Here is a 13,282-nt window from a genome sequence, read left to right as displayed (position 1 = left end):
TTATATTAATATTTATATTAAATATATATTATATTTGATTTAATTTTTAAATTTTTGTGTGAGATAAATGTTAGAAGAAGTTAAAAAATCTTTAGAAGCTTCTCCTATTGTTAAAAAAGGAGATTATAATTATTTTGTTAATCCTATAAGTGATGGAGTTCCAACTATGAAACCTTCAATGCTTCGTGAATTAGCAAATGTTGTAAAAGAACATGTTGATATGGATATTGATAAAATAGTCGCTATTGAAGCTATGGGAATACATTTAGCTACAGCTTTATCCTTAGCTACCGACATCCCATTTGTAATTATCCGTAAAAGACAATATGGACTTGAAGGAGAAAAAGAAATAAGTCAAAAAACAGGCTACGGGTCTTCTAAATTATATATAAATGATTTAAAAGAAGGAGAAAAAATCCTTTTAATAGATGATGTTGTAAGTACTGGAGGAACATTAATTTCAACTTTAAATGCACTAAAAGAATTAAATATTGACATAAAAGCTGCAGTAGCTGTTATTGAAAAAGGAGAAGGCAAAAAATTAGTTGAAAAAGAAACTGGCATTCCAATATTTTCAGTTGTAAAATTAGATGTAATTGACGGCAAAGTAGTTATCGAAAAAACCATTGAAGATTAAAATGTCAATGTATAACATGGACTTAGACAAAGTCATAAGAAAGATTAATAAAAAAGGAGCTAGAACTGTAGGTCTTCAATTTCCGGAAGGTCTTAAAATGCAGGCAGTTAAAATAGCAAAGGCTATTGAATCACAAACTCCTGCTACCGTGATAATATCTGGAGACCCTTGTTTTGGAGCCTGTGATGTAAGTGATTACAAAATGAAAGGTTCCGTTGATTTAATCGTTCATTATGGCCACACCCCACTTCCATTAAAATATGAAGTGCCGACACTGTTCATAGAAGCTTTTTCTAATATTGATGTCAAAAAAGACCTTGAAAAATGTCTTGAAAAACTAGAAGACTATTCAAAAATAGCTCTTGTAACTACAACACAACACTTACATTTGTTAAATGAAATTAAAGATTATTTGGAAGACAATGGAAAAGAAGTAGTTCTTGGATCTTCTAAAAATACTAAAAAAGGACAAGTTTTAGGATGCAATTTTTCATCAATCAAAAATTTGGACGCTGAAGTTTACTTATTTATAGGTAGCGGAAATTTCCATCCATTAGGAATTTATTTATTTACCAAATCACCAGTATTGGCTTTAGACCCATATAACAGTGAAATAAGAGATATCAGTGCTTTTGCAGACAGAATATTGAGAATCAGATTTGCAAGAATTACAAAAGCAAGAGAAGCTGAAAAATGGGGAATAATAGTTTCTTCTAAAGAGGGACAATACAGAATGAAACTAGCTAAAGAAATCAAAAAAATTCTAGAAGATAACAAAATGGAGGCATATATCATAATGGCGGACAATATAAATCCCGACATATTACTGCCATACATGGAATTAGATGCTTTTGTTGTTTCAGCCTGTCCAAGAATAGCTATTGATGATTCTCAAATGTATAAAAAACCATTATTAACACCACAGGAACTTGAAATAGTTTTAAATAAAAGACAATGGGAAAATTACCAATTGGATGAAATTTTATTCCATGAAAGGTACAAATAGTTTTAAATATTAATAAAAATAAAATTATTATATTAATATTAATAATTCCTTATTTTGGTGATTTGATTATGAGTATAAAAAACGGGGCATTTGTAATGCCTGGAGATAAACTAGGAATAATTGAGCAATATTTACTTGGAAAAGGTACTTATGAAGATAACGGCGAGATTAAATCATCAGTATTAGGAAATGTTCAAATTGATTCAAAAATGAGGACTATTACTGTAAAAGCCAAATCTAGCCAACCTGCTCTTTTAAAATTAGGTGATACTGTTTACGGACAGATTACAGATATAAAAACTCAAAGAGCTAATGTAAATATTGATTGTTTAACAGATAGTAGTAGACCTTTAGCACTTCCATACATGGGTGCAATTCACATATCCCAAGCAAAATCAGGATATTTAGATAAATTGACAGATGCTTTTAGAATTGGAGATATTGTAAAAGCAAAAGTAGTAAAAATTACTGGAGATAATGTTGATTTAGCTACAGTGGATGAAGATTGTGGAGTTTTAAAAGCAATGTGTACCCGTTGCAGAGATTATATGAATACCACACAAAAAGAAAATGAAGTCCAGTGTAGAACATGTAAGAAAAAAGAAAAACGTGAAGTTTCTATAAATTATGTTAATAGCTAATTAAGGTTGATATGATGGATAACAATACCAATATTGAAATTATTGAAGATAAAACATTAGAACTTGAATTTATTGTACATGGCGAAAGCCACGGAGTATGTAATGCACTTAGACACATCTTAATGCAAGATAGTGATGTTGAATATGCTGTTTACAATATTGACCATCCTCTTACCGGTGAACCAAATATGACCATCAAAACCAAAAGAGGAAAAAGACCAAGGAAAGTATTGAAAAAAGCAGCTAGCCAACTTAAAGATGATGCTGCAGACTTTAAAAAACTTATTGAAGAAACTTTATAACTTCAATAAAAACTTATTTTATTTTGAGGGGATATGATGGGAGATTATAAAATTCCTTCATTAACCACAGACATTTTTATTTTTGATGAAAACACTGATTTTATTCTTATTAAACGAAAAAATGATCCATTTAAAAATCATTGGGCTCTTCCAGGAGGCTTTGTAGAATATGGTGAAACTGTAGAAACAGCAGCTATTCGTGAAGCTAAAGAAGAAACAAACATTGATGTAGAACTGTTAGATTTAGTTAATGTTTACTCAAAACCTGATAGAGACCCTCGTGGGCACACAATAACCGTAGCTTATATAGCCAAAGGAAATATGGATAATAAAAAAGCAGATAGTGATGCCTGTGAAATAGGTATTTTTTCCCAAAAAGATTTGGTCAACATCGAACTTGCTTTCGACCATGCAAAAATTATTAACGATTGTTTAAATGCCGTTTCAAGTAAATTTTAATGTTAAAAAATAGTAAAAATATAAATAACTTGAGAATATAATTTAAAATGTTATAAAAGTTTTGATAAGAAAAAATTATATAAGGGGTTAAAAAATATGGAATTTTGTCCTGAATGTGGATCAATGTTACTTCCAACAGAAGACAATGAATTAAAATGTAGTTGCGGATATACTAAAAAATTATCAAAAGATAAATCAGAATATAATGTTAATGAAAAAATTAAAGAAAATGATAGTGTTATTGAAAAAGGAGAAGATGTAAATACACTTCCAACTACAAAAGCGGTTTGTCCAGAATGTGGTCACACAGAAGCTTCATGGTGGTTACAACAAACCCGTAGTGCTGATGAAGCTGAAACACGTTTCTTTAAGTGTCTTAAATGTGGACACACATGGAGAGAATACGATTAAGAGGATAGTTTATGAAAAAATCTAAAGAAAATGAGCATAGGATTTCTAATTTAAAGGATATGCTAAATAATGTCAAAGATGAAGATATAAACGAATCTGCTGACAATTCAGAAGATGTATTCGATGTAAAAGACAATGAAGAGTATGAAGAAGATGAAGAATTACTTGCATACCTTCATGACACAGATGACAACAAAGAATACGAAATAGATGATGAATTTATTTATCGCCCTGATTCTGATTCAACACCCGGGGAAAATTTAGAAAAAAAAGAAATAAATGAAGATTACATCATAAAAACTAAATTAGATGATATTGAATTTTCTGAAGATAATGAAGAATACAGCGAAGAACCCTCTGATTCCTTAGACGGAACTATTTCTGAAGGCTTTGATAATCTATTAAATGCAAAAATAGGTGGAACTCCTGTAAGTGGAATAGTTAGTTTAGCTATAGGAATATTATTACTTATTGGATCCATTATTATGTTTATAGGAGCTAGTGATAGAGTTATTGACAATGTAACCTCCGGAGAACACAACAGTATTGTTGCAGTTATGATAATAATTGGAGTGCTGTTGGTGATAATTGGAGCATACAAAATATTTGGCTTTAAACAAGCAGATAAACTAGCTAGTTCAATTAAAAATATAGACAGGGAAGAAAAAGCTGAAAAAAAAGAAATAGAAAAACCAAAAGAAAAAATTATTCCAAAAAGTAATATCCCTTTAGATAAAGAATCTTACAAAATTGGAGAATTTGACATTGGTGAATTTAAAGAAAACCTTAAAAAACCTGTTTCCAAATTAGAAGGAGTCACCCACACCAAACAAGCAACACTGGACGATGTCCCATTACCTAAAGAAAGACCTGAAGAAGAAAAAGGACTTAGTCAAGAAGAAATTGAAGAAATAGAATACGAAAAAGCTAGTTTAGATAATGAATCTATTGACGATATTTTCTCAAGTGTTGAAGAAATAGATGAAATTCCTATTGTCTCTGTTGATTCAAAGAAAAATAAAAAAGAATAAATACTATTTTGGGCCTGTAGTCTAGCCAGGAATGACGCAGGACTTCGGATCCTGAGGTCGGGGGTTCAAATCCCCCTAGGTCCGTACTTTTTTTAAAATATTTTAATCCTTAAGCCTGACAATAGCTTCCTTAAAGAAGTCAGGGATTAAAGAGCGATATAATGGACTTTTAAGAATCATGTTAACATCACTATCTAAGATATAAGTATAACAAGAATCATCTTCTGCACGCATTCCACGACCATAAGCCTGCATAAGAGTCATTACTGTTTTATATGCATACCATTTTTGGTCTCTTCTACGTCTCATATCAACCTGCTTATCTCCAAGATAAGGGAAAGGAATTTTATAAATAACCTGGAATCTGCATTTGTCGTATGGCAAATCCACCCCTTCACTCATTGACGGAGATACCAAAACCAAAGGATTTTCATCTTTTTCAAAATAATTTAATACCTCTTCCCTATTTTTTGAAGTATGTGAAATTAACCTTGAATTAGGCAAATTCCGATTAATATACCTTTGACATTTATAGCTGTTGGTATGAATCAAACCTTTATCGCCCTTATGTTTTTCCAGAATTTTTTGCAAAATAGGAATTGTTTTAGGTGCAGTATCTTTAATCCTGTTTGCAGACATTTTACCTGCCAAATCTAAAATAATAGGCCTTTTTTCTTTTGAAAATGGACTGTCAACTTTAATATGATATACTTCATTAGGATTTAAACCTAACCACTTTGAAAACATCTTATGGGAAAGGATAGTTGCACTCATAAATATAACAACATCCCCGTATTTTAATAAATTATTGGTAGCATAGTGATGAACTTTTAATGGTTTAAATGTAACACCTGTATCATCCGCATCAATAACCCAATTTTTAGGTTCTTTTTCCAGGTTATTTTTAAGTGACTTAAGCCTTCCGATAGTTGACCTCACTCTATCCGCCTTATTTTTAGAAATATCTTTAATGTCAATATCTTCATAGCTTTCTGTAATAGCTGCAATTTCCATTATCCAGTCTTCAAGTTCCCCGTCTTTCAATGTTTCTTTAGATATTACTTTATTAATATCCTTCTCTAAACGGTAATTAAATAAATTAACTTCCATTGTCTTCATTAATTTATTTTCAATATTATGAGCTTCATCTAAAATCAATAAAGATCTTGTACCAAAATGTTTTACATAATTTAACTCCAGAATTCCATAGTCATAGTTCATCAAAGTAATTGGAGAGTTAACTGCATTTGCCTTCTGATTCCAATAATGGCAGTGCTGACCTGATTGATAAAATACAGTTCCACCATAAGAATCTTCAAAAGCTAATTCTGCATCTAAAGTAGGATTTTTAGCTACACCATATGGGCAGAAAAAGTTACTTGAAGTTGGCGTTGTCTTACAAGTTCCCATATCACATGTAGACTCTAAATTATCATTTAAACAGGCAAAATTCTGCCTACCTTTAACTAAAGGGAAATCAAACTCATCAGCATATTGAGCCTGCAACTGTTTTGTCATTGTTAAAATATAAGCAGAACCGTACATTTTAGCTAATGTTGTAGCTATTGCAGATTTACCTGTTCCTGTTCCTGCTTCCAAAATAATATATTTATATCCCTGACGAATTGCATCGTTAATATCCTGTATAATATCAAGCTGCCCCACCCTAGGTGTTTCAAAAGGAAAATTTTCAATTATGTCTGTTTCAATGTGCGGGTATTTTCCCTGAAGATAAGAAACTGTATCTTCATCTAACCTGTGGTCTTCAATAGAATAAACTTCAGGAATTTCATCATCTAAAATAGAAGAAGATCTTGGCTTTTGAAAGCTAAACAAATCAACAGAATCCCCATTTGATGAAGAAACCTCATTATTTGAATGACCGCAAGTACAATTACTTTTTAACATACCACAATTTGGACAAAAAATAGAATTAGACATCAAACAATATATTAGTTACAATACTATAAATAAATTATAGAAGTGCATATGAAAACTAATATTCACAAAAATTAAATCATAAAGATGATAATATGGCGAAAAAAGGAAAGTTAATTGGAATTGGTGTTGGACCTGGAGATACAGAATTACTTACTTTAAAAGCAGCTAAAGTTTTAGAAAGTGTTCCGGTAATATTTTCACCAAAATCCGCAAAAGAAAAGAAAAGTATAGCATTGTCAATTGTAACACCAATTTTAGAAAAAAGAAAAGATTATAAAAGATTAATGGTTGTAGAACCTTTATTCCCAATGATTGAAGATCAGCAAGAGCTTGAAAAATATTGGAATAGTGCTGCAGAATTAATAGCTAATTATTTAGACAGCGGAAGAGATGTAGCTTTTATAACTCTTGGAGATCCTTCAATATTTAGTACATATTCATATACTCAAAAGAAACTGGCCAATAGATATGAAATAGAAACAATACCCGGGATTACTTCATTTACTGCCTGTGCAGCTGCTAAAAATGAACCTTTAGTTGAAAAAAATGACATATTAACTATTGTTCCAAAAATAGATGGCAGATTGGACAATTTCCTGGAACATAGTGATTCAATCGTTTTAATGAAAGCTTCCAGAAATACAAAAGAATTGGAATCTGCTATTGATGAAAAAAACAGACCTAAAGAAGTATTTTCAGTACAAAATTGTACCCAAGAAAATGAAAAAATAGTGGAAGGTTTTTCAACTGAAAAACCATACCTTACAACAACCATAATTAAATTTACAGATGACTAAAATTATTTGCGTTTAAAAGGCTCAATTTCAAAAACACAGTTTTCATCGCCCATTGAACAGCATTGAATTTCAATTACACGAACAGGCAATCCGAAAAATTCGCTGAACAAAGCTTGAAAAATACCTGTGTCCAAATAACATGCCGGTTTTCCTGTTTTTGGAAGCAATTCACATTCAAAACAATCGGAAGCTGTGATTTTGATAATTTGACCTAATTTAAAAGATAATTTACCTAAGCCTTTTGTTTCCCAAAATTCAGCAATATTTTCTATAAATACTTCCAAATCATCATCATACAACTTATTATATAAAGATTGTCCCATACGTATACCAGTAGAATGCAATACCGGATCAATATTTATTCCTTCCTGTATAAGCATGGACCTTAAAGTATGGAATAATAAGACTGTGAAATCTCCGTCATTTTCAACAATGTTCTCAATTAAATATTCAGCTCTTGTTTCTTCAATTTCATTTTTCTTTGATACTTCTACAGAACCAAGATATTTTGAATTTAAATAAAAAATTTTTCTTCTGCTGTCTGACTCGCCTAATCTGTATGAGATTATTCCATCTTCCCGTAAACTTTTTAAATGTACAGAAATTGTAGATTTTGATTTACCCGTATTTTTAACAATTTCATCAAATTCCATGTCATTGCTACGAAGCATTTCCAAAATTGTAAGTTTGACTGGGCTTTTAACAACATCAATACCCATATCCGCATCTTTAGAAAATATCTGAAGTGGTTTTTGTTTAATCATTAAAAATATCTCCGTTTGTAACTATACTAACAAACTAAATTTATATAAGTATATCGTATCTAATAAAATTAACCCTTCATTTATAAAATGTTCAACTTAAGGATATATCAAAGACCCAATAAATTTATATATTAGTTCATACATAATACAATTCTAATCATGCAAATTATTCGTATGAAATAAAACAAAATTCAAAAAGACATATAAGGCGATTCAAAATGAAAGCAAATGCTCAAAAAATCGGTGATGGAGTATATTGGATTGGTGTACTCGATTGGGACTTAAGAAGTTACCATGGATACACTTTAGACGGAACAACCTATAATGCATACATTGTATTTGGTGAAGACCACGTAGCTGTTATTGATAATGCTTACCCGGGTAAAACTCAAGAAATGATGGCACGTATTGAAGATGCTTTCGCACAAGAAGGCAGAGATGAAGTAGTTGTAGATTACATTATTCAAAATCACGTTGAAAAAGATCACTCAGGAGTTCTTGTAGATTTACATAAAAGATTCCCTGAAGCACCAATTTACTGTTCAGAAATTGCTGTAAAAGGTCTTTTAAAACATTATCCCGCATTAGAAGGTGCAGAATTTGTTACTGTAGGTACAGGCGACACTTTAGAAATGGACGGCAGAACCTTTGCATTTTTAGATGCATTCTTATTACACTGGCCTGACAGTATGTTTACCTTACTTGTAGATGATGGAATTTTATTCCCAAATGACGCATTCGGTCAACATTTATGTTTCACAAAAAGATTCGACCACGAAGTTCCAGAATATGTGTTAATGGATGCTGCACAAAAATTCTATGCTAACTTAATCACTCCACTTTCCAAACTTGTTCTTAAAAAATTAAACGAAGTAGTGGAATTAGGTTTACTTGAACAAATCAAAATGATTGCACCGTCCCACGGTCAAATCTGGACTGACCCAATGAAAATTATCGGAGCTTATACTGACTGGGCACAAGGTGTATGTGAAGACAAAATTACAATTGTCTACGATACTATGCACTACTCTACCCAAAAAATGGCTCATGAATTAGCTGAAGGTGCTATATCTGAAGGTTACGATGTTGAAATATTCTACTTGCACGAAGATGAAAGAAGTGAAATCGTTAAAAGTATTTTAACCAGTAAAGGAATAGCTATCGGAGATCCTACCATTAATGACGAACCATACCCAAGTATTGGGGACATCATGTACTACTTAAAAGGTCTTAGATTTGATAAAACAAACATCAACAGAAAAGCAGTCACATTTGGTTCAATGGGTGGAAAAGGAGGAACTGCTAAAAAACTCGCAGAAAAACTTGAAAATTACGGATTTGACGTAGTGGACTCCCAAGAAATTTATTACATCCCAACTGAAGAAGAGAATATTGACAGTTATGAGTTAGGAAAAACTTTAGCTAAAGCATGTAAAGAATTATAAAATATGAAATATAAATTTATTAATTACTAATAATTGGAGGTTATTATTATGATTAAATACGAACATAAAATAGGCAGTACTGTAGGTACTGGAGTAGAAAAAGAAGTACAAAACAATTTCAACGGAGAAACCCAAGAAGTAGGTATGTACTTAGCTATGTCTAGACAAGCATCAAGGTCTGGTTACGGAGAATTAGCTGAAGTATTCAAAAGATTAGCTTGGGAAGAAGCAGAACACGCAGCAAGATTCTGTGAAATGAACGGAATCATTAAAGATGATCTCAAAGCTAACATTGAAATGATGTTAGAAGGAGAAAAAATGGCTAACGCTGAAAAAAGAGAAGCATCTGAAAAAGCTGCAGCTGAAAACCTCGAAGATGCAACTGACTTCTTCAAAGAAAGTTCCAAAGATGAAGGACGCCACTACAAAATCTTAGAAGGAATTTTAGAAAGATACTTCTAGATTTAGGAAAGAATTTAATTATTCTTCCTTAATCTTTTTTTTAACTCCGGATTTATATTCAGTATCCGAATCTATTTTTAATTTAACTAATTTTACAACACTTATTTTTAATGATTTTTCAAGAGTTCTCAAAAGCATTTATGCTTTTTTATAAAAAACCAAGTTATTTTCAAGTTTTTTCCATATTTATAATAATGCAATGTGTGTTTTTAAACATATTAACGGAAATGTGAAATTATGACTTAAGAATAATTGATATCTTGTTGGTGAATTAAATGGAAAATTTGAAGTCAAAATATATTGATTTGTCATTTGTGAATCAAAAAAAAGAAGAATTAATTAATATACCTGATTTTTTACCATGGGGGATTTCTTTACAATTTAAAGATAATCCTACTAGATTAAAAATTATTGAAGAAAATAATTTAAAAAGGGTATATGTATTAAAACATGTGAAACGTAATGAGTATGTTAAAATGCATAAAACTGATTTTTTCTTTCATGCTGAAGAATTAGTGAGGTTTGTTGAAAAGTATCCTCAATTTAAAGGAGTTCTCAAAGAAGAATTACTAAATAAAGATATCATAAACTATGAATCAATAACTAGTATGAGTTTATTGGAGATTTTCAACAAAGAAGGTAAATACTTTGAAGATAAAATATATAATAAATAAGAGGTGAGTTGAGTTTTTAAACATATTAACGGAAATGTGAAATTATGACCAGCTTGCCTTAGGAAATGCATTTAACAAATGAATGGTACAAACTAAATAACCAAGAAAAGAATCATTATATCTCTTATTGAAAAAGAATTGAAATAGCAAATAAACTTAGATGTAACCATCGAAACTATTGGTGTTTCACTAAAAAACCTTGCAAAATAAGAGTTTAATAGAATTAGATGAAAATAAGTATAAAATATATGATTCTATTTTTAAAGAATGGTTAAAAAAGAATATGAAGAAAAAGGAAATTATCCCTATTAAAAAATAAAACAGGATTTATTATAAAAATCCATATACAATGCTAAATATAATAATCATTCCTAAAATCAAAGATAATGAATTTACAATAGGTTTATAGAAGTATTTAGGCAGTTTATAGCTAAGCAATGTTTCAAACATGTGCCCTCCGTCCAATGGTTTTAATGGAAGTAAATTAAATAAACCAATACCTAAATTCAGTATACATATCCACTGGAACAGTTCAAGTACCCCAAACCATATCCAAGGCAGTGTATCACCATATATGCTAGCTACACCATCATTTAATTCATAATGTTTAGCTGCTTGAATACCCATATATCCTTTAGACTCATTGTTTGGATTTTTATCTAAAATTATAGAATAATCACCTTCATTCGTGCCTATAGTTATGTTTTGACCAGGTTTAAGATTATTAACCGCATTTACATAGCTGTTTGAATCATGAACCTTATGATTATCAATTGATTCAATAATCATTCCCTCTTTAAGAACCTTACTTGCGGGAGAATCACCTACAAGCCTGTCAACTTCAATCCCATCTTCTTCAAAAGTAGAAGGAATAACATAAGATCCTACTGCAGAAACTATTAAAAGAGCCATCACTGCCAAAGTAATGTTTGCCATTGACCCTGCAGCATATATTCTTAATTTAGAAGATTTCTTAGCTTCTTTCATTTCTTCCTCATCAGGTTCCATAAATGCTCCCGGAAGAATTGCGAATAACATCAAACCTACTGATTTAACATTTATTTTCTCAACAATAGCCAATATGCCATGAGAAAATTCATGAACTATCAATACAGTAGCTAAAGCAATTAATCCATATCCCAAAGGAACATAAATTGATGAACCCGGCATTTCAACACCAGGAATAACTAAAGAAACTGAAGGAGTTTCCAACATTGATGATAATGAACTAACCAGAGTCCATGTAATATATATCATTGCAATATATGAAATTACAATCCCTATATTCATAAACCATTTCCAAAACTTTGGAGAAAGATTAGCCATTCTTTTTATGAAATTTTTAAACTTTTCAGTTCTCCACATTATAAGAGGAAACTGAATTTCAAATCCATGATTAGTTAATTTATTTTTCAGTCCAAATGCCAATATCCAGATAACAATGAAAGCTATTAAATAATAATAAATACCATTCATTAAACGACCTCTTAGCCTACCAAATTAATGAATCAAAGAAGACAACATCAACTATATCGCCTTTTTGATATCCTTCATCATTTTCATCTATTATGATGTAGCTGTTTGCCTCCACCATAGACCTGATTATACCAGAACCTCTGTTTAACACATGCCTTGCAAAATCATCATCTGAAAATGCACGGATGAAATCAGTTCTTCCAAGCTGAGAAGGAATTTTTAATAAAGATTCTCTTTGGACGATATGGAAATTAAAGTCTCTGCCCTGCATATTAAATAAATATTTCCTTGCAAAGATATCAAATTGAGACATAGCTGCAACTGGCTGTCCTGAAAATGTAAATATCATTTTATCATTAGCAATACCTGCACCAATAGGCTTTCCAGGCCTTATGGATACACCATGGAACAGTATTTCACCAATGTCACCAACAACATCTAAAACAACATCACCTTTACTGATAGCTGTTCCACCAGTAGTCATTATAACGTCATATTCTTCCAATGATTCCAAAATAGCTTCTTTGACTTCTTCAAAACTATCTTTTACATGACAAATATCAAAAATAACCCCGCAGTCTTCAAGCATTGAGCCAATTGTGTACTGGTTAGAGTTGATTATTTTAGCTTTAGATATTTCTTCCTTAGTCGGCTCTACAAGTTCATTACCAGTAATAATTACTTTTACTTTAGGCTTTTTAAAAACTTTAACTGTATTGTAACCTGCAGAAGCTATTAAACCCATTTCCTGATATCTGATAAATGTATTTTTAGATAAAACCACATCACCTTTACTGATATCTTCAGCTTTTGGGCTTACATTTTCACCTGGAGTGACCTGACTGTAAATAGTTAATTCATCCCCCTGTGTTGTAGTATATTCCTTCATTAGAACAGCATCTGCACCTTCAGGCACAGGAGATCCTGTAGCTATTACAATAGCTTCATTTTCACCTATTGTCTTATCACAAAAATCCCCTGCACCAATTGAATCAACAATTTTTAAATGCTTAGGATTACTTTGTGATGCTCCAAAAGTATTTACTCCCTTAAGAGCAAAACCATCCATTGCAGATTTGTCAAAAGGAGGAGAATCATGAAAAGAAATAATATCCTCAGCCAATACCCTTTTATGAGCATCTTTTAAAGGTATTTCTTCATAATCCATTACCTTCTGATTATTTTCTATTAATTTTAAAGCATCTTTTAGAGAATCTAATTTAGACAAAAACATCA

General features: G+C 31.1%; 15 protein-coding genes and 1 tRNA gene. 12 read left to right on the top strand and 4 right to left on the bottom strand.

Translation table 11 applies throughout. The features are described 5' to 3' along the window. Positions 1 to 67 precede the first annotated feature (67 nt). From hpt to MSM_RS06815, 8 genes are all read left to right on the top strand, one after another. A complete protein-coding gene (gene hpt / locus MSM_RS06850) occupies positions 68 to 637 on the top strand; it encodes a hypoxanthine/guanine phosphoribosyltransferase (RefSeq protein WP_004032554.1) in 570 nt (189 codons plus the stop codon). A 1-nt stretch (position 638) separates the two neighbouring features. Beyond that, positions 639 to 1,643: a diphthamide biosynthesis enzyme Dph2 gene (gene dph2, locus MSM_RS06845; RefSeq protein ID WP_011954460.1), complete on the top strand. Its 1,005-nt coding sequence runs from the start codon at positions 639 to 641 to the stop codon at positions 1,641 to 1,643. 68 nt (positions 1,644 to 1,711) lie between these two features. After that, positions 1,712 to 2,284 carry an exosome complex RNA-binding protein Csl4 gene (locus MSM_RS06840; RefSeq protein WP_004032556.1) on the top strand — a complete coding sequence of 191 codons (573 nt, stop codon included), beginning with the start codon at positions 1,712 to 1,714 and terminating at the stop codon, positions 2,282 to 2,284. An 11-nt stretch (positions 2,285 to 2,295) separates the two neighbouring features. Beyond that, positions 2,296 to 2,586, top strand: a complete 291-nt coding sequence (locus MSM_RS06835) for a DNA-directed RNA polymerase subunit L (protein WP_004036309.1) — start codon at positions 2,296 to 2,298, stop codon at positions 2,584 to 2,586. 36 nt (positions 2,587 to 2,622) lie between these two features. Beyond that, positions 2,623 to 3,045, top strand: a complete 423-nt coding sequence (locus tag MSM_RS06830) for an NUDIX domain-containing protein (RefSeq protein WP_004032558.1) — start codon at positions 2,623 to 2,625, stop codon at positions 3,043 to 3,045. Positions 3,046 to 3,141: 96 nt separating this feature from the next. Then, on the top strand, positions 3,142 to 3,456 hold the full coding sequence (locus MSM_RS06825) for a transcription factor S (protein WP_004032559.1): 315 nt from the start codon (positions 3,142 to 3,144) through the stop codon (positions 3,454 to 3,456). An 11-nt stretch (positions 3,457 to 3,467) separates the two neighbouring features. After that, the gene (locus tag MSM_RS06820; protein ID WP_004036305.1) at positions 3,468 to 4,487 is read left to right on the top strand and encodes a hypothetical protein; all 1,020 of its coding nucleotides are present in this window, start codon (positions 3,468 to 3,470) and stop codon (positions 4,485 to 4,487) included. A 10-nt stretch (positions 4,488 to 4,497) separates the two neighbouring features. Further along, positions 4,498 to 4,571, top strand: a tRNA-Arg gene (locus MSM_RS06815). An 18-nt stretch (positions 4,572 to 4,589) separates the two neighbouring features. Here the strand turns inward: MSM_RS06815 and MSM_RS06810 are convergent. Further along, positions 4,590 to 6,428: a helicase C-terminal domain-containing protein gene (locus MSM_RS06810; RefSeq protein ID WP_011954459.1), complete on the bottom strand. Its 1,839-nt coding sequence runs from the start codon at positions 6,426 to 6,428 to the stop codon at positions 4,590 to 4,592. Positions 6,429 to 6,520: 92 nt separating this feature from the next. On the opposite strand from MSM_RS06810, the gene cobI reads away from it, so the two are divergent. Then, complete coding sequence (cobI, locus tag MSM_RS06805; RefSeq protein ID WP_004032562.1) at positions 6,521 to 7,225, top strand: precorrin-2 C(20)-methyltransferase; 705 nt, start codon at positions 6,521 to 6,523, stop codon at positions 7,223 to 7,225. A 2-nt stretch (positions 7,226 to 7,227) separates the two neighbouring features. Here the strand turns inward: cobI and MSM_RS06800 are convergent, their stop codons facing one another. Continuing rightward, positions 7,228 to 7,989 carry a V4R domain-containing protein gene (locus MSM_RS06800; RefSeq protein ID WP_011954458.1) on the bottom strand — a complete coding sequence of 254 codons (762 nt, stop codon included), beginning with the start codon at positions 7,987 to 7,989 and terminating at the stop codon, positions 7,228 to 7,230. Between the two features lie 218 nt (positions 7,990 to 8,207). On the opposite strand from MSM_RS06800, the gene MSM_RS06795 reads away from it, so the two are divergent. From MSM_RS06795 to MSM_RS06785, 3 genes are all read left to right on the top strand, one after another. Next, positions 8,208 to 9,434 (top strand): FprA family A-type flavoprotein, encoded by a 1,227-nt coding sequence (locus tag MSM_RS06795; RefSeq protein WP_011954457.1) that lies wholly within the window; start codon positions 8,208 to 8,210, stop codon positions 9,432 to 9,434. A 48-nt stretch (positions 9,435 to 9,482) separates the two neighbouring features. Continuing rightward, entirely contained in the window at positions 9,483 to 9,896 is a 414-nt protein-coding gene (locus MSM_RS06790; RefSeq protein ID WP_004032565.1) for a ferritin-like domain-containing protein, read from the top strand. A gap of 275 nt (positions 9,897 to 10,171) precedes the next feature. Next, positions 10,172 to 10,570 carry a hypothetical protein gene (locus tag MSM_RS06785; RefSeq protein WP_011954456.1) on the top strand — a complete coding sequence of 133 codons (399 nt, stop codon included), beginning with the start codon at positions 10,172 to 10,174 and terminating at the stop codon, positions 10,568 to 10,570. A 330-nt stretch (positions 10,571 to 10,900) separates the two neighbouring features. On the opposite strand, the gene MSM_RS06780 is transcribed toward MSM_RS06785, so the two are convergent. Next, entirely contained in the window at positions 10,901 to 12,046 is a 1,146-nt protein-coding gene (locus MSM_RS06780) for a site-2 protease family protein (protein WP_004032568.1), read from the bottom strand. A gap of 16 nt (positions 12,047 to 12,062) precedes the next feature. After that, positions 12,063 to 13,280 (bottom strand): molybdopterin molybdotransferase MoeA, encoded by a 1,218-nt coding sequence (locus MSM_RS06775; RefSeq protein WP_004032569.1) that lies wholly within the window; start codon positions 13,278 to 13,280, stop codon positions 12,063 to 12,065. Between the last annotated feature and the right edge of the window lie 2 nt (positions 13,281 to 13,282).

The organism is Methanobrevibacter smithii ATCC 35061 (assembly GCF_000016525.1).
Taxonomy (GTDB): domain Archaea; phylum Methanobacteriota; class Methanobacteria; order Methanobacteriales; family Methanobacteriaceae; genus Methanocatella; species Methanocatella smithii.
The sequence above is the reverse complement of the archived record's forward strand: the minus strand, read 5'-3'. Positions and strand labels throughout refer to the sequence as shown.